Annotated in this window: 16 protein-coding genes; 10 read left to right on the top strand and 6 right to left on the bottom strand. The window is 45.4% G+C overall.

Going from position 1 to position 17,710, the window contains the following annotated elements; genetic code table 11:
* Nucleotides 1-16 precede the first annotated feature (16 nt).
* Nucleotides 17-499: a YbaK/EbsC family protein gene (locus OO778_RS02555; protein WP_046875105.1), complete on the top strand. Its 483-nt coding sequence runs from the start codon at nt 17-19 to the stop codon at nt 497-499.
* Between the two features lie 46 nt (nt 500-545).
* Here OO778_RS02555 and mscS read toward each other — a convergent pair whose 3' ends face one another.
* The 5 genes from mscS to OO778_RS02530 all read right to left on the bottom strand — a co-directional run bounded on the left by mscS (nt 546) and on the right by OO778_RS02530 (nt 7,519).
* Complete coding sequence (mscS, locus tag OO778_RS02550) at nt 546-1,412, bottom strand: small-conductance mechanosensitive channel MscS (protein WP_005393946.1); 867 nt, start codon at nt 1,410-1,412, stop codon at nt 546-548.
* Between the two features lie 434 nt (nt 1,413-1,846).
* Complete coding sequence (gene fbaA, locus OO778_RS02545; RefSeq protein WP_005393947.1) at nt 1,847-2,923, bottom strand: class II fructose-bisphosphate aldolase; 1,077 nt, start codon at nt 2,921-2,923, stop codon at nt 1,847-1,849.
* Between the two features lie 154 nt (nt 2,924-3,077).
* On the bottom strand, nt 3,078-4,238 hold the full coding sequence (locus tag OO778_RS02540; RefSeq protein WP_005393948.1) for a phosphoglycerate kinase: 1,161 nt from the start codon (nt 4,236-4,238) through the stop codon (nt 3,078-3,080).
* A 153-nt stretch (nt 4,239-4,391) separates the two neighbouring features.
* On the bottom strand, nt 4,392-5,429 hold the full coding sequence (epd, locus tag OO778_RS02535; protein ID WP_104970964.1) for an erythrose-4-phosphate dehydrogenase: 1,038 nt from the start codon (nt 5,427-5,429) through the stop codon (nt 4,392-4,394).
* 131 nt (nt 5,430-5,560) lie between these two features.
* Nucleotides 5,561-7,519, bottom strand: a complete 1,959-nt coding sequence (locus OO778_RS02530; RefSeq protein WP_005393952.1) for a ligand-gated channel protein — start codon at nt 7,517-7,519, stop codon at nt 5,561-5,563.
* Nucleotides 7,520-7,659: 140 nt separating this feature from the next.
* On the opposite strand from OO778_RS02530, the gene OO778_RS02525 reads away from it, so the two are divergent.
* The gene (locus OO778_RS02525) at nt 7,660-8,553 is read left to right on the top strand and encodes a LysR family transcriptional regulator (RefSeq protein WP_047008830.1); all 894 of its coding nucleotides are present in this window, start codon (nt 7,660-7,662) and stop codon (nt 8,551-8,553) included.
* A 92-nt stretch (nt 8,554-8,645) separates the two neighbouring features.
* Here the strand turns inward: OO778_RS02525 and tkt are convergent, their stop codons facing one another.
* Nucleotides 8,646-10,640: a transketolase gene (gene tkt / locus OO778_RS02520; RefSeq protein WP_264910656.1), complete on the bottom strand. Its 1,995-nt coding sequence runs from the start codon at nt 10,638-10,640 to the stop codon at nt 8,646-8,648.
* A 315-nt stretch (nt 10,641-10,955) separates the two neighbouring features.
* Between tkt and metK the strand changes: the two genes are divergently transcribed.
* The 8 genes from metK (at nt 10,956) to ruvX (ending at nt 17,685) form a co-directional block, all read left to right on the top strand.
* Nucleotides 10,956-12,110 carry a methionine adenosyltransferase gene (gene metK, locus OO778_RS02515; RefSeq protein ID WP_005381027.1) on the top strand — a complete coding sequence of 385 codons (1,155 nt, stop codon included), beginning with the start codon at nt 10,956-10,958 and terminating at the stop codon, nt 12,108-12,110.
* A 401-nt stretch (nt 12,111-12,511) separates the two neighbouring features.
* Entirely contained in the window at nt 12,512-13,309 is a 798-nt protein-coding gene (locus tag OO778_RS02510; RefSeq protein WP_005381026.1) for a DUF2189 domain-containing protein, read from the top strand.
* A gap of 68 nt (nt 13,310-13,377) precedes the next feature.
* On the top strand, nt 13,378-13,875 hold the full coding sequence (locus OO778_RS02505) for a SprT family zinc-dependent metalloprotease (RefSeq protein WP_264910655.1): 498 nt from the start codon (nt 13,378-13,380) through the stop codon (nt 13,873-13,875).
* Between the two features lie 150 nt (nt 13,876-14,025).
* Nucleotides 14,026-14,721: a deoxyribonuclease I gene (gene endA, locus OO778_RS02500; RefSeq protein ID WP_264910654.1), complete on the top strand. Its 696-nt coding sequence runs from the start codon at nt 14,026-14,028 to the stop codon at nt 14,719-14,721.
* A gap of 116 nt (nt 14,722-14,837) precedes the next feature.
* Entirely contained in the window at nt 14,838-15,569 is a 732-nt protein-coding gene (gene rsmE, locus OO778_RS02495; RefSeq protein ID WP_005393970.1) for a 16S rRNA (uracil(1498)-N(3))-methyltransferase, read from the top strand.
* Between the two features lie 13 nt (nt 15,570-15,582).
* The gene (gshB, locus tag OO778_RS02490; protein ID WP_006743090.1) at nt 15,583-16,533 is read left to right on the top strand and encodes a glutathione synthase; all 951 of its coding nucleotides are present in this window, start codon (nt 15,583-15,585) and stop codon (nt 16,531-16,533) included.
* 128 nt (nt 16,534-16,661) lie between these two features.
* Nucleotides 16,662-17,225, top strand: a complete 564-nt coding sequence (locus OO778_RS02485) for a YqgE/AlgH family protein (RefSeq protein WP_005393973.1) — start codon at nt 16,662-16,664, stop codon at nt 17,223-17,225.
* Nucleotides 17,226-17,259: 34 nt separating this feature from the next.
* The gene (ruvX, locus tag OO778_RS02480; protein WP_005381017.1) at nt 17,260-17,685 is read left to right on the top strand and encodes a Holliday junction resolvase RuvX; all 426 of its coding nucleotides are present in this window, start codon (nt 17,260-17,262) and stop codon (nt 17,683-17,685) included.
* Nucleotides 17,686-17,710: the final 25 nt, after the last annotated feature.

Genomic DNA, 17,710 nt, shown 5'->3' with positions numbered 1-17,710 from the left:
ACAGGACAACATAGACATGGAGTCACTAAAGCGTATCTATGATATCAATAGAGAGCGACTCAACGCGCTCTCTATTCCTTTTAGGGAATGGCAGCATGAAGCCATCTTAGACTTTGACACGGATATAAGAGTTGCGTCCGAGCTTGGATGGACAGGCACGCACACCAAAAGCCTCTTCTTAAAACTTAAAGGACAAGGCTACGCAATTTATCTAACAGAAAAAGACTCTCGCCTCGATGCCAAACAAATAAAAGCCGTCACAGGTAAACGCCCCTCAATTTGTGACGACGATGAAATGGTCGAAGTGTTAGGTTGTTTGCCTGGAGCGGTATGTCCGATTGGCTTACCTGAATATGTCACGCTCATTGTTGATACAACCCTGTATCAACACGAAGAGTTGCTCTACACGCCAGGATTGCCTGAATTCACCTTTGGCTTTGCAGGTAAACATCTAAAACGTCTATTGCTTGCCGGTAATCACATCCTTTATGAGATATAAAAAAGCGAGGCCAATTGGCCTCGCTTTCGAATATCTGCCGCTTGTATTAAGCGTCGATTTTGTTCAGATGAACATCCATTTGTGGGAATGGAATCTCGATACCATTTTCATCCAATGCTTCTTTAATACCTTGCATTGCATCAAAGTATACGCCCCAGTAATCTGCAGTTTTCACCCAGGGGCGAACCACAAAGTTTACTGAAGAGTCTGCCAACGTAAGTACGCCTATTGTGATATCAGGATCTTTCAAGATACGCGGATCTTTTTCTAGCGTCTCGCGAATTACTTTCTTCGTTAGTTTAAGATCCGCTTTGTATGACACACCAATCACTAAGTCGACACGTCGCGTTGCATGACGAGAGTAGTTAGTAATTGCACCACCGATTACTGACGAGTTAGGCACAACAACCATCTTGTTGTCTGGTGTTTTTAGAACAGTTTGGAAGATTTGAATTGCTTCAACACTACCCGCTACACCGCCAATTTCTACGTAGTCGCCAGATTTGAATGGACGGAACGCAACAATGAGTACACCAGCTGCAAAGTTTGATAGTGAACCTTGTAGCGCAAGACCAACAGCAAGACCTGCCGCACCGATTACAGCCACAACTGAAGCGGTTTGAACGCCTAATCGACCAAGAGCGGCGATAAGTACGATTACAAATAGCAAGTAACGAACAAGACCGTGAATAAATTCAACGACAGCCTTATCCATGTTTTTCTTTTCTAGTACTTTAGAAACACTACCAGCGACTGCTTTAACGATAATATTACCGATAAACAGAATAAGCAGCGCAGAGATAATGTTCACACCGTACTGAACCAGTAGATCTGAGTTGTTTGTCAGCCAAGTTTCAGCCTGAGTTAGACCATCCGTTAAAGTGGTATCGATACCCACCGATTCACCTGCCATAATTCTTATCCTCAAAAATAAAGATATATAAATCCAATTGCCGTTAATTTATGAACCTTGTTTTTTAAAGGCTCTTTTCTAAAACAACATCCCTATTGCCCCACTGAACAGTGTCAGATTTTTGGCACAATATCCCAACTTTGACTTTTTTCAAAGTCAGAGTTTCGCAAAGATATGCAAAACAAGACTTTATCAGAGTTTTCTGATATTGGCTTGTTACAGGTTACGCAATGCACTCTTATTTCGCCACTCCTATGACTGATATTCCTATGCTTTTATTTAAAAACGTTAAAGGGGGAACATCCCACCAGAAAATACAACCTGACGCATAAAGATATCAATAGGAAAACAGGGAAAGAAATATAGGGGCAAAATGATAGACATAAAAAAACCCGCTCAAAAAGCGGGTTTTTAAGTAACTTAATCAGTAACGATTATAGTACGTCAACTGCGTTTAGGTCAGCAAATGCTTGCTCTAGACGAGCTACCATTGAAGCTTGACCAGCACGTAGCCATACGCGTGGATCGTAGTACTTCTTGTTTGGTGCATCTTCACCAGTTGGGTTACCGATTTGACCTTGTAGGTAATCGTGGTTTTCAGCTTCGAACTTACGGATACCATCCCAAGTTGCCCACTGTGTATCAGTATCGATGTTCATTTTGATAACACCGTAACCGATAGACTCACGGATTTCTTCTAGAGAAGAACCTGAACCACCGTGGAATACGAAGTTTAGAGAGTTCGCTGGAAGACCGAATTTCTCAGAAACGTGCGCTTGAGAATCACGTAGGATAGTTGGAGTTAGAACAACGTTACCTGGCTTGTACACGCCGTGTACGTTACCGAAAGATGCTGCGATAGTGAAACGGTGGCTGATTGCGCTTAGTTTCTCGTATGCGTATGCAACGTCTTCTGGAGAAGTGTATAGCTCAGACGCATCCATATCAGAGTTGTCAACGCCGTCTTCTTCACCACCAGTACAACCTAGTTCGATTTCTAGAGTCATGTTCATTTTAGCCATGCGCTCTAGGTACTTAGCAGAAATTTCGATGTTCTCTTCTAGAGACTCTTCAGAAAGGTCGATCATGTGAGAAGAGAATAGTGGCTTACCAGTTTGCGCGAAGTACTCTTCACCAGCGTCTAGTAGACCGTCGATCCAAGGAAGTAGTTTCTTAGCTGCGTGGTCAGTGTGTAGGATTACTGGAACACCGTAAGCTTCAGCTACAGCGTGAACGTATTTCGCACCAGCAACAGCACCTAGGATTTGAGCTTCTTGACCTTCAAGTTTTAGACCTTTACCAGCAAAGAAAGCAGCGCCACCGTTAGAGAACTGAACGATAACTGGAGCTTTAACTTTTGCAGCTGCTTCAAGTACTGCGTTTACAGAGTCAGTACCCACACAGTTTACTGCTGGAAGTGCAAAGCTGTTTTCTTTTGCAACTTCAAATACTTTCTGAACGTCATCGCCAGAGATAACACCTGGTTTTACGAAGTCGAAGATCTTAGACATGGATGTAATCCTATTTATCTGTCGTTTTTAAACAAAACTTGTTAAGTTGAAAATCTTGCAAACGTTTGCTCACAACTGAGGCTATTCTAGCAGAGTTCCTCACACGTTGCAGCAAACAAGAAAGCGGGAGAATCACTCCCCCGCTTTGCTTTAATTACTTAGCGCGTGCTTCTAGCATTTCTACTGCTGGAAGAACTTTACCTTCTACGAACTCAAGGAAAGCGCCGCCACCTGTAGAGATGTAAGAAACGTCAGCTTTGATACCGAACTTGTCGATAGCTGCTAGCGTGTCACCACCACCTGCAACAGAGAAGCCTTCAGATGCTGCGATAGCTTCTGAGATACCTTTAGTACCTGCTTCGAAGTTCTTGAATTCGAATACGCCTACTGGACCGTTCCATAGGATAGTCTTCGCGTTCTTAAGGATTTCTGCTAGTTCAGCTGTTGAATCTGGGCCAAGGTCGAAGATCATGTCGTCGTCTTGTACTTCAGAAACGTGCTTAATTTCTGCTTCTGCGTTTTCGTCGAATGCTTTCGCACATGCAACATCAGTTGCTACTGGAATTGCACACTCATCCATTAGCTTCTTAGCAGTGTCTACTAGATCCGCTTCGTATAGAGACTTACCAACGTTGTGGCCAGCAGCTGCGATGAATGTGTTAGCAATACCACCACCAACAACTAGTTGGTCAGCGATTTTAGATAGAGACTCAAGTACAGTTAGCTTAGTAGAAACTTTTGAACCACCTACGATAGCAACCATTGGGCGAGCTGGGTTGTCCATTGCTTTACCTAGCGCTTCAAGTTCGTTTGCTAGAAGAGGGCCAGCACAAGCGATAGGTGCGTGCATACCAACACCATGAGTTGACGCTTGAGCGCGGTGAGCCGTACCGAATGCATCCATTACGAATACGTCACATAGTGCTGCGTATTTCTTAGATAGCTCTTCGTCGTTTTTCTTTTCGCCTTTGTTAAAGCGAACGTTTTCTAGAACAACAAGTTCACCAGCGTTTAGCTCTAGGCCATCTAGGTAGTCTTTTGCTAGCTTAACTTCACAATCTAGTGCGTCGTTTAGGTAGTTAACAACTGGTTGTAGAGAGAACTCTTCAGCGTATTCACCTTCAGTTGGGCGACCTAGGTGAGACGTAACCATTACTTTAGCGCCTGCTTCTAGGCAGTGCTTAATAGTTGGAAGAGATGCGATGATACGTGCATCTGAAGTTACTTTACCGTCTTTTACTGGCACGTTTAGGTCAGCACGGATAAATACACGTTTACCTGCAAGATCCAGGTCAGTCATCTTGATTACAGACATGATGTGTCCTCTCAAATATTGATAATTAAAGTTTTTGAAAACTCGGCAACCCTGCCAAGCCTGTTAATTCTTCAAACTGGTTATAGATGATATGGAGATATCATGGATTTATTTCAAGGCTTGAAATAAAAATTCTCCATCACTTCTTCGTCATTACTGCTCCACTTGCGAAGAAGCTTGCATTGCTAAGGCAGTATCCAGCATCCGGTTAGCAAAGCCCCATTCGTTGTCGCACCAAACGAGCATTTTTACGAGTTGCCCGTTACTCACTCTAGTCTGGCTTCCATCCACAATCGCACTATGGGGGTCGTGGTTAAAGTCGATGGAAACGAGTGGCGATTCAGTATAGTCAACAATGTTACGTAATGTACACTGAGATGCGTTAACAATGGTTTGATTTACGTCATTAACTTTCACATTTGTATTAATTGTGACACTTAAATCCATTGCGGTGACGTTAACGGTTGGGACACGAACAGAAATTGCTTCGAATTTGTTGGAAAATTTCGGGAAGATTCTTTCAATCCCCTTATGCAACTTGGTGTCAACCGGAATAATAGATTGGCTCGCTGCGCGGGTACGGCGTAGATCGTTATGGTACGCATCGATTACTTGCTGATCGTTCATGGAAGAGTGAATCGTGGTTATGGTACCGGACTCAATACCGAAGGCTTCGTCTAACACTTTAATGATGGGAACGATACAGTTGGTGGTGCAAGAGCCATTGGAGACAACACGGTGTTCGTCTTTCAGAGTTCCGTGGTTCACACCATAGATAATCGTATTATCTATGTCGTTTGCGCCCGGGTGTGAAAACAGCACTTTCTTCGCGCCAGCTTCTATATGCGCTTGCCCATCGGCTTGTGAACCAAACACGCCAGTGCAATCCAAGACAATATCGACTTCTAAATCGCGCCAAGGAAGTAGTTCGAGTTCAGAGAGGTGAAGAATGCGAATAGAGTCATATTCGCCGCTGTCATGATGAACATGCAAGTGTTCTTGGTCGTGGGAGATTTTTTTACCGAAGCGACCATGACTAGTGTCATATTGCAGTAGGTGCGCCATCGCTTCTGGCTGCGCTAATTCGTTAACCGCCACAACCTTGATCTGCTGATGTTTTCCGCTTTCATATACGGCTCGCAGAACATTACGACCTATACGTCCAAATCCATTGATCGCAACCTTTAGCATTTATCCTTCGCCCTACCAAAAATTTCGTGTCACAGATACTACCTGATCAGGCTGAAAAACGCACCTGTTGAATCATAGTAAAGCAGGATTAAAAAAGGCCGAGACAATGCTCGGCCTTATTACAACAATAATTAAAATGCGACGTCTAAACCTAACCAGTAGCGACGACCATCTTCGACATATCCGTATTCTTCGTAACTGATTTCCTCATCCAGCAAGTTATAGATCGCGCCTTTAATACGAGTATTATCGGTTAACTGGTATGTCACACCAGCGTCCACAAAGGTATAAGCAGGCTCTACAATACTGTTTCTTGATGGGCCAGTAACCGGATCCATTTCTTTACCTCGGTAAGTGACTTTAGCCCAGCTTTCTAGATCTGTTGTTGTTTGCCAAGTTACATCCACATTAAACAGATGCTTTGGTAACTGTTGCAGCGGCATGCCTTTGTATTCACCTGTTTTTTGCTCTGAGTCGGTAAATGTGTAGCTCGAGCTGAGGTAAATGGTTTCCGTTAATGGCGATGCTAAGGTCGCTTCAATACCTTGTGTGACCGCTTCGTCCACGTTAATGCGGTACGTTGGATCTGCCCCCCATTGGTTTGGTCCATCTGTACAGATGGTATCTGGACAAACAACACGTGTGATCTTGTCTTTGAACTCATTATGGAACGCAGTCAAAGAGACATCTAAACCAGAGTCACCTTGATACAAGACACTGATTTCTTTGTTTAGCGACGTTTCAGGGTCAAGGTCTGGGTTACCGTAGATATTACCGCCGCCACTGACTTGCGCCCAACCAGGAGTAATTTCACGTAATTGCGGAGAACGGAAACCTGTTGCCACGCCACCTTTCACAGTCCAAGATGGGTCAACTCGCCATACACCATAGACACGCGGACTAAAGTGCGCACCATAGTTTTCGTCATGATCTAGACGACCACCAAGCGTAACGCTAAACGGATCGGCGATTCTCCACTCATCTTCAATGAAAACAGCCCACTGCGTATTCGATGTTTCGGTCTTCGATGACGCTTTATTGGAAGTAAAATCTTCAAGCTCGGCGTGAGTAGCATCCACACCGGTTGTCAGCGTATGGTTTCCAATACCAGTCACTAAGCTCGATTTGAACGTGGTGTTGGTGATCGTCATCTCGCGAGATTTGTTCTCGCTCTCTTCACGTTGTAAGTAAGTATCTGAGATGCCAACCGAGTCCCAGTCGCCATTGTGACTTAGCGTTACATAATTACGACGATATTCGTTGAGTGAATCCTCACAACCTCTTCGGCACCCCGTCGTTGGTACGGAAAGGCCAACGTTACCGCGACGACTTTGTGCCGATGTGCCACCCTCTAGTTGCACAGAATGGCGGTCATTAATCTGGTAGGTCAGTTTTGAAGAGATACTTTGCATATCTTTATCTTCATAGCCGTATTCAATATCGTCTTCTTCTCTTGCGGTATACTGACCGTATACTTGGAGAGATAGATTTTCGGCTAGCGGCCCATTGACGAAGAAATTCGCGCTCTGCTCTCCGCCCGAACGACTGTTTTCTTGCAGAACCGTGCCTAGCTGAACATTACCTGTCCACTCCATCGCGTCTTTTCGCGTGATCACGTTAATTACACCACCAATCGCATCAGAGCCATAAAGCGTCGACATTGGACCACGGATAACTTCAATTCGCTCAATCGCTTGAAGAGGAGGCAACCAACCTTGTTCGATACCAGGGCCGTCACTATTTGGGCGAGTTTCACGTGTGCTTTGACGTTTACCATCGACCAGTATCAAAGTGTATTTAGAACCCATACCACGGATACTGATATCGGTAGTGTCACCACCACCTGTTACGACGACACCAGGCACGCTTTTTAGTGCATCAGTCACATCGCGGTAATAACGAGAGTCCAACTCCTCACGCGAAATCACACTAATACTTGCAGGCGCGTCCGCTTGAGATTGCTCATAACTTGATGCAGTTACAACCACTGTTTCCATTTTAGAAACCGCATCATTGGCAAACACATGAGGAACACTGACGAAGGCTAAAATACCAGTTGCAGTAATAACTGGCAGTCTAAGAGTAGACATCTACATCTCCATAATTGATAATGATTATTATTTTCGAAAGTGAATTATTCACAAATAGAATGAGATGCATAGTGAGAGTTATGGAACGGTTCTTCCCATTTATGGAACCCGTGCATAACGCAGTAAGGAGTAAATGAAATATGCACGACTTAGCATCAATTCGAGCCTTTGATGCGCTCAATCAGCATAAGAGTTTGACCGCCGCTGCCAAGGCCCTTAACCAGCCTAAATCAACGCTGAGTCGTCGCTTAGCACAATTAGAAGAAGATTTCGGTCAGGCTCTCACCGCAAGACAAGGTAACCGATTAGTTCTGACAAGGGCGGGAGAAATTTTTGCCCACTACAGTCGCCAGATTCTTGAGCTAAGTGAAGAGAGTTATGACGCACTTCAAGGTTTAACAAACCAAGTTTCAGGGCCGCTGCATATTGTTTGTCACACAGCATTAGTTAGAAGTTGGCTAGGAGGTGTGCTCAACGGCTTTCTTGCCGATAATCCTGACGTTAGGGTTCAACTTACCAGTGACTTTTCTGAAGCGCACCATGACCCAGATTTGTTCATCTGGCTCGGTGAGCGTAAAGATCTCGATTGGCGCAAAGAGGTATTAGGCTCATTTCGTTACACGCCCTTTGCCTCTCCAGCTTATCTTGATAAGCACGGTTCGATCCTGCACCCCAAAGAGCTTGAAGCGCATCCGTGGATCGATTTTGGCTCGGTACAAGAAAATGGATTGATGCTCTCACACCCTCAACACGGTGAGTTCTTTTTAGAGCCATTTGTGAGTCGCTTATACAGCGACAACATCGCAATGCAGATCGACAGCATCGCGAATGGTCATGGTATTGGACTGTTGCCAACTTGGACAGCAAGCGGCTACGAGAAACATCATCCGGGTCGAATCACACCTTGCTTAGAAGGTTGGCTTTCAGAGCCCATCTCCATTAACTGCTATACGCCTGCAGGAAGACCACCACTGCGCTTATCCGTACTTTTAGACTGTATTCACCAAAGCATTCCACAAGGTTGGAAAACCTGACAAAAACAAAAAAGGCCATCGCAATGATGGCCTTTCCAACTTTAGCATCTAACAGTCGTCCTTTACGTTCGACTATTGAGACAATCTAGCAGTTACGCTAGCAATTCTTTTGCTGTGTTCACTACGTTTTCAGTCGTGAAGCCAAACATCTCGAATAGCTGACCAGCAGGTGCAGATTCACCAAATGTCGTCATGCCGATGATGCGACCATCGAAACCAACGTACTTGTACCAGAAGTCTGCGATGCCCGCTTCGATAGCGATGCGTGCTGTTACGTCTGATGGCAATACTGCTTCACGGTAAGCGGCGTCTTGTTTGTCGAATGCATCCGTTGATGGCATTGAAACAACGCGTACTTTCTTACCTTCTGCCGTTAGTTGAGTCGCAGCTTCTACTGCTAGCTCAACTTCAGAACCTGTTGCGATAAGGATTAGCTCTGGCTTGCCTTCGCAATCTTTCAGGATGTATGCACCTTTCGCGATGTTCGCTACTTGCTCAGCTGTACGATCTTGTTGCGCTAAGTTTTGACGAGAGAAGATAAGTGCTGTTGGTGCATCTTTACGTTCAATCGCTAGTTTCCATGCTACGGCAGACTCAACCTGGTCACACGGACGCCATGTGCTCATGTTTGGCGTTACGCGTAGAGATGCCATTTGCTCAACAGGTTGGTGAGTTGGGCCATCTTCGCCAAGACCGATAGAATCGTGCGTGTACACTTGGATGTTCTGAATTTTCATCAGCGCAGCCATACGCATTGCGTTACGCGCGTATTCCATGAACATTAGGAATGTCGCACCGTAAGGAACGAAACCACCGTGCAATGCAATACCGTTGATGATAGCGGTCATACCGAATTCACGTACACCGTAGTGGATGTAGTTGCCAGAGAAGTCATCCGTTTCTAGAGACTTAGAACCAGACCACATGGTCAGGTTAGAAGGCGCTAGGTCAGCAGAGCCGCCCATGAATTCAGGAAGCATTTGACCAAACGCTTCTAGTGCATTTTGCGATGCTTTACGTGATGCAATATTCGCTGGGTTTGCTTGAAGATCAGCAATGATTTGGTTCGCTTTTTCTTCCCATTCTGCTGGAAGTTCGCCGTTTAGACGACGTTTAAGCTCTGCTGCTTCTGCAGGGTAAGCTGCTGCGTATGCTTCGAACTTTTCATTCCAAGCCGCTTCTTTCGCTACACCTGCTTCTTTTGCGTCCCACTCAGCGTAAACATCTGCAGGGATTTCAAATGGACCGTACTCCCAACCTAGGTATTCGCGAGCCGCTTGAATCTCATCGTGACCTAATGGTGCACCGTGACAGTCGTGTGAGCCAGACTTGTTAGGAGAACCGAAACCGATAATTGTTTTAGTACAGATTAGAGTCGGGCGAGGATCCGCTTTAGCCGCTTCAATCGCTGCGTTGATTGCTTCAGGATCGTGACCATCTACCGCTGGGATTACGTGCCAGCCGTAAGCTTCGAAACGCTTAGGTGTATCGTCAGAGAACCAACCTTCAACGTGACCGTCGATAGAGATACCGTTGTCATCCCAAAACGCGATCAGTTTGCCTAGACCTAGCGTACCTGCTAGAGAGCATGCTTCGTGCGAGATGCCTTCCATTAGACAGCCGTCACCCATGAACACATACGTAAAGTGGTCAACGATGTCGTGACCTTCTTTGTTGAACTGTGCCGCTAGTGCTTTCTCTGCGATAGCCATACCAACAGCATTAGTGATGCCTTGGCCAAGAGGACCCGTTGTTGTCTCGATACCAGGCGCGTAGCCGTACTCTGGGTGACCTGGGGTTTTTGAGTGCAATTGACGGAAGTTTTTCAGATCGTCAATAGATAGCTCATAACCGCTTAAGTGCAGTAGAGAGTAAATAAGCATTGAGCCGTGACCGTTTGACAGCACGAAGCGGTCGCGGTCGGCCCACTCTGGGTTTGATGGGTTGTGGTTTAGGTGAGAGCGCCAAAGAACTTCAGCGATATCAGCCATACCCATTGGTGCGCCTGGGTGGCCTGAGTTAGCTTGTTGAACACCATCCATGCTTAGAGCACGAATTGCATTGGCAAGATGTTTACGAGACGACATGTCTGCTCCTGAGTACATTAAGCGAAACGAAAAGTAGGTCATAATTCTCTCAAAGCCCTGTTGGGTGTGCAAACGTTTTCCAGTCCAAAACCTCACAAATATTGCACCTTTCGCGCCAAATCGTTCGAAGTTCTTAAAATTATCAATAGATCAGGCAAACGTTTGGTTATAACAAAAACCAAAAAAGAGCTTGTAATTCGAGCAATCAAATTTAGAATAGACGTCTAGATGTAGATACACCTACAAAAATTAGTATTAATTTGCGCTGGAGAGTTTATCATTCCCCAGTTTTAAACCAGATATAGTGGAGCTAACATGGCTAAGCACCTGTTTACTTCTGAGTCAGTATCAGAAGGTCATCCAGATAAAATTGCAGACCAGATTTCTGATGCGGTTCTTGACGCGATTCTAGAGCAAGATCCAAAGGCTCGTGTTGCATGTGAGACTTACGTTAAAACCGGTATGGTAATGGTGGGTGGTGAAATCACGACTTCAGCATGGGTAGACATCGAAGAGTTAACTCGTGAAACCGTTCGTGAAATCGGCTACGTACATTCAGATATGGGCTTTGACGCAGATTCTTGTGCGGTACTAAACACAATCGGTAAACAGTCGCCAGATATCAACCAAGGCGTTGATAAAGCTGACCCTAAAGAACAAGGTGCAGGCGACCAAGGCATCATGTTTGGTTACGCTTGTAACGAAACTGAAGTACTAATGCCAGCGCCAATTACTTACTCTCACCGTCTTGTTCAAAAGCAAGCAGAAGTTCGTAAAAACGGCACACTACCTTGGTTGCGCCCTGATGCAAAATCTCAGGTAACATTCCAATACGATCAAGGTAACATCGTTGGTATCGACGCGGTTGTTCTTTCAACTCAACACTGTGATTCAATCTCAACTTCAGACCTGCGTGAAGCGGTAATGGAAGAGATCATTAAGCCAGTGCTACCTTCTGAGTGGATCAACAAAGAAACAAACTTCTTCATCAACCCAACTGGTCGCTTTGTAATCGGTGGTCCTATGGGTGACTGTGGTCTAACAGGTCGTAAGATCATCGTAGATACTTACGGCGGCGCAGCTCGTCACGGTGGCGGTGCTTTCTCTGGTAAAGATCCATCGAAAGTTGACCGTAGTGCAGCATACGCAGCACGTTACGTAGCGAAAAACATCGTAGCGGCTGGCATGGCTGACCGTTGTGAGATCCAACTTTCTTACGCAATCGGTGTTGCGGATCCAACGTCTATCATGGTGGAAACGTTCGGTACTGAGAAAGTATCTCACGACATCATCATTGAAGCGGTTCGTCAATTCTTCGACCTACGTCCATACGGTCTACAAGAAATGCTTAACCTTCTTCAACCTATCTACAAGAAGACAGCGGCTTACGGTCACTTCGGTCGTGAAGAATTCCCGTGGGAAGCGACAGACAAAGCTGCACTTCTACGCGATTTCGCTGGCATCAAATAATCAAGCCAAGCAAGAATCAATCAAGCCCTCGCCTATGGCGGGGGCTTTTTATTTTCAGCAACTTTTATCCAGCCATTTCAGCTCATACCGCCCAGCCTCACGAAGTAGTCGTGTTTTTCCCTCATTTTTATACCGAATAAATTTTAAGCAATTATTTGTAAATTATCCCATCTCCGCCAATAGTTAAAATATTGTTAATTCCAATTTAAATAGAGACGTCGGATGCTGGCGACTGTGGCAACAACACTTACGAAAGACACGAGTCAGGCATCTTTATGGCCGATACCAAACTAAGCCAATGCTCAGAAGTAAGCTTGAAAAAGTCGCTTCAAGTTTGACTGAACAAAAACCGCTGTCAGTTGGTATAAGCGGATAATGTGGGAATAAATCAAGGAGGAGTTATGCCTCGAACTGTTAATCCATCGGACTTCCACAACAAGCGAAAGGAAGTGCCAGATAACGAATACGCCAGAACCATACCGTGCAATACGGTCAATCTTTCTGCACCTTTTCATTGGCTCGCATTAGGTCTGCATGATTTCGTGCGAATGCCCCTCATCAGTGCTTTCTATGGCATCTGTTTTATGGCGGCTGCGATAGGTATTGTTTTGCTCGTACAATGGCAAGGCACACACTTGGTCGTCATGCCCAGTTTGATTGTTTATATGTTAATTGGTCCGTTTCTCGCGCTCGGCTTGTATGATGCCAGTTGGGAGAGAGAGCGCGGACACAAAGCAAGCTTGTTCCATTCAATGAAAGCGATCGGTCGTAACTCAACATCTCAATGGGCATTCGCCGTGTTACTCGCAGTGTGTATGATATTTTGGATGCGCATTGCCGCTCTACTTCATGCGCTCTACCCTTCTGTTCAAGGGGCACCTTTAAGTGAGTTTCTACCCTTCCTTGTCATCGGCTCTCTAGTTGGCTTTGTTTTGGCTTGTGTGGTGTTTAGCATTTCAGCCTTTTCTATTCCGCTTATGATGGAGCGTCGCGTAGACATGATGACCGCTGTATTTACCAGCTTTAATGCGGTGAAATCCAACATTCCAGCGATGATTGTTTGGGCAGCGATCATCTGCGGCGGTATTCTTATCGGCTTTGCGACCTACGGGATCGGAATGTTGTTTACCATGCCAATTCTAGGCTACGGTACATGGCATGCTTACCATGCCACCATCAAGAAAAAACACACTCCGTAATTAACTGATGCTATGATCTGGCCCTCGCAAATGCGGGGGCTTTTTTATTTGATTTATCGAGGTGAATTGTGGATATAGAACTAAGCTATAAAGCCAAGCAAGTGATGGCGGACTGCATCGCGATGGCAGAGCAAGCTTTCAAACGTTCTTTCCCTATTCCAACAATCACCTTCAACGTCCGCGGGAAAGCGGCAGGAAAAGCCTACCTTCAATTGAATCAAGTGCGCCTGAATCCCGTTTTATTTCGCGAAAACACCCAAGCATTCTTAGATGAAGTCATTCCTCACGAGGTGGCACACCTGATTACTTATCAGGTTTACGGACGAGTTAGGCCTCACGGCAAAGAATGGCAAGGTGTCATGGAAGCCGTATTTAGAGTGCCGGCCAAAACCACTCACAGCTTTGAAGTAAAATCCGTTCAAGGTAAAACCTTTGAGTATCGTTGTGGTTGTATGACCTACCCTCTATCGATTCGCCGTCATAATAAAGTGCTGCGCAAAGAGGCGACGTACTCTTGTCAAAAATGCCGCCAACCACTTAACTTCACCGGCATTCAATTATCGTAGCCCTTACCTCATAGTGTTACTTGCGTTCCCAAAATAAAGATCGAGTTGATCAAAACCTTCCCTTCGCCACTTATTGTTAACTTACTCATCACTAAAGCTATTTTATGCGTGTTATCATGAATAAAGTCATACTTTATAAAGACTTTTATCATGAAATACTTACTCTCTCTGTTGCTTATCGCGCTTTCTAGCACTGCGATTGCCGCGCCACCGAGCTCATTCTCTGCAGCCAAACGTGAGGCGGTCAAAATTTATCAAGACCACCCAACAAGCTTCTACTGTGGCTGTAACATTCAATGGCAAGGCAAGAAAGGCTTACCCGATTTAGCCTCTTGCGGTTACCAAGTCCGTAAACAAGAAAAACGGGCTGCACGAATCGAATGGGAGCACGTTGTTCCTGCGTGGCAATTTGGCCACCAGCGTCAATGCTGGCAAGATGGCGGACGTAAAAACTGTAAGAAAAAAGACAAAACTTTTCGTTTGATGGAAGCAGACTTGCACAACCTAACTCCTGCTATTGGTGAAGTAAACGGTGACCGTTCGAACTACAACTTTAGCCAATGGAACGGTATCGATGGCGTGAGTTATGGTCGCTGTGAGATGCAAGTGAACTTTAAGCAGCGTAAAGTCATGCCACCAGACCGTGCTCGAGGTTCGATTGCTCGTACCTACCTATACATGAGCAAAGAGTACGGCTTTAAATTATCAAAACAGCAAACGCAGTTGATGAGTGCTTGGAACAAAACCTACCCAGTCGATAAATGGGAATGTGAGCGTGACGAGCGCATTGCCAAAGTACAAGGCAATCATAACCCATTTGTTCAAAAAGCCTGTCGCGCACTCTAGTGCTCCTCTACCTTGAAGCGTTTCAATAACTGATATTGAAACGCTTCTTGCCCCTTGTTTTTTCGGTTTAAAGCATCCATGTTAGGGTTTAAGTTTATTCTCTTGCTGGAAATCTCATGCGTATCCCTCGAATTTATCATCCAGAAACCATTCATCAACTTGGCTCACTTGCTTTAAGTGACGATGCAGCAGGCCATATTGGCCGTGTTCTGCGCATGAAAGAAGGCCAAGACGTTCTCCTATTTGACGGCAGCGGCGCAGAATTCCCAGCGGTTATCAGTGAAGTCAGCAAAAAGACGGTTTTGGTTAACATTACTGAGCGTGTAGAAAACAGTATTGAATCCCCTTTAGACCTGCACCTTGGTCAAGTTATTTCACGTGGCGATAAGATGGAGTTCACTATCCAAAAGTCAGTGGAACTTGGCGTCAATACCATCACACCTCTGATTTCCGAACGTTGTGGCGTCAAGCTTGACCAAAAGCGCTTTGAGAAAAAACTCGCGCAATGGCAAAAAATCGCCATCAGTGCCTGTGAGCAGTGTGGACGCAATGTCGTTCCAGAAATTCGTCCAATTATGAGCTTGGAAGAGTGGTGTAAAGAAGAGTACGATGGCTTAAAGCTCAATCTTCATCCTCGTGCTAACTACTCAATCAACACACTACCAACACCGGTTGAAAAAGTGCGCCTACTGATCGGCCCTGAAGGCGGTTTATCGTCTGAAGAGATCGAGATGACTCGAGAATATCAATTTGAAGAAACGCTACTCGGCCCTCGCGTTCTGCGCACCGAAACAGCGGCTCTGACAGCAATTACAGCCTTACAAGTTCGTTTCGGCGATCTTGGTTAAACGGAGAAAAATAATGATCAAACTCGGCATTGTGATGGACCCAATTTCGTCCATTAACATCAAAAAAGACTCTAGCTTTGCCATGATGCTTGAAGCGCAACGACGCGGCTATGAAATCCACTACATGGAAATGAATGATCTGCATCTCGATCAAGGCGTTGCCATTGCAGATACTAAAGTGGTGGAGCTAAAAGAAGATCCAAACGGTTGGTACGAGTTCAAATCAGAGCAAACGATCGAACTGTCTGAGCTAGACGCTGTACTAATGCGTAAAGATCCTCCGTTTGACACAGAATACATCTACGCGACTTACATCCTTGAGCGTGCAGAAGAACAAGGTGCACTGATCGTTAACAAACCTCAAAGTCTACGTGATTGTAATGAAAAACTGTTTACAGCGTGGTTCCCTGAGCTGACACCAACGACAATCGTGACGCGAAAAGCAGAGAAAATTAAAGAGTTTCGTGAAAAGCATGGTGATGTCATCCTAAAACCGCTTGATGGTATGGGCGGCGCATCTATCTTCCGCGTAAAAGAAAACGACCCTAACGTCTCTGTAATCATCGAGACACTGACCAACCACGGTCAAAACTACGCAATGGCGCAAACCTTCGTGCCAGACATCAGCAACGGTGACAAACGTATCTTAGTCGTAGATGGCGAACCAATGCCTTACTGTCTAGCTCGTATTCCTGCAAAAGGTGAAACGCGCGGTAACCTTGCAGCTGGTGGCACAGGTGAGGCTCGACCACTAAGCGAGACCGATATTAAGATTGCTCAAACTGTGGCTCCTACACTGAAAGAAAAAGGCCTTATCTTTGTTGGCCTTGACGTAATTGGCGATAAGCTAACGGAAATCAACGTCACCAGCCCAACCTGTATTCGCGAAATTGAAGCAGCTTTTGACATCTCAATCACTGGCAAACTGATGGATGCGATTGAGCGTCGAGTAAAAGGCGAATAACTCAAACTGTATTACAGTTAATAGAGAGCGTAGTACATTAACTTAAGCAAACTCATGCACATACCTAGATGGTAAACTGTATGATGTTTGCTTAAGGGCATTTACGAGAGTTAAGGGTCAATATGAGTATGAATCTCACAAATCACTTTTTAGTTGCCATGCCTGGGATGAAAGATCCGTACTTTCAAAACAGCGTGATCTACGTTTGTGAGCACAACGAAGACGGCGCTATGGGGTTGATGATCAATGCTCCTGTTGATATCACCGTCGGCAACATGCTCAAGCAGGTGGAAGTTCAGCCAGTACACCCGCGCCTATTTGAAGCCAGCCTAGATAGACCAGTCTACAATGGCGGCCCAATCTCGGAAGATCGTGGTTTTATTCTGCATAAACCTAAAGATTACTACGAGTCCAGCGTCCAAATGACCGATGACCTCGCTGTAACCACTTCACGTGATATTCTTTCGGTGTTAGGAACAGAAGCAGAACCAAGTGATTACTTAGTGGCACTTGGCTACTCAGGTTGGAGTGCAGGCCAATTAGAAAATGAGCTGGTCGAAAACTCTTGGCTCACCATTGAAGCGACGCCTGAAATTATCTTTAATACACCAATCAACGAGCGTTGGAAGAAAGCGGTCGAAAAGCTGGGCATCGACCCAAGTCATCTTTCAGCAGACTCTGGACATGCTTAGTCCGAAATACAGTTACATTAGATAGAGACACCTTATGTCACGCACAATTATGGCTTTTGACTTTGGAACCAAAAGCATTGGTAGCGCTATTGGCCAAGAAATTACTGGTACGGCTTCCCCATTAAAAGCCTTTAAAGCCAATGACGGTATTCCAAATTGGGACGATATCGAAAAGCAAATCAAAGAGTGGCAGCCAGATTTGCTAGTGGTCGGTTTACCAACTGATCTTCATGGCAAAGACCTTGAGACCATAACCCCTCGTGCACGAAAATTTGCTAAGCGTCTGCAAGGCCGATACGGCTTACCTGTTGAACTGCATGATGAGCGATTATCTACAGCAGAAGCTCGTGCGGAGTTGTTCAGCATGGGCGGCTACAAAGCCCTATCGAAAGGGAATGTGGACTGCCAGTCAGCGGTGGTGATTCTAGAAAGCTGGTTTGAAGCCCTCTGGGGTGAATAAAACACAATACTCAAAACAAGAAAAG

Source organism: Vibrio sp. STUT-A16 (assembly GCF_026000495.1).
In the GTDB taxonomy this organism is placed as follows: domain Bacteria; phylum Pseudomonadota; class Gammaproteobacteria; order Enterobacterales; family Vibrionaceae; genus Vibrio; species Vibrio diabolicus.
The sequence above is the reverse complement of the archived record's forward strand: the minus strand, read 5'-3'. Positions and strand labels throughout refer to the sequence as shown.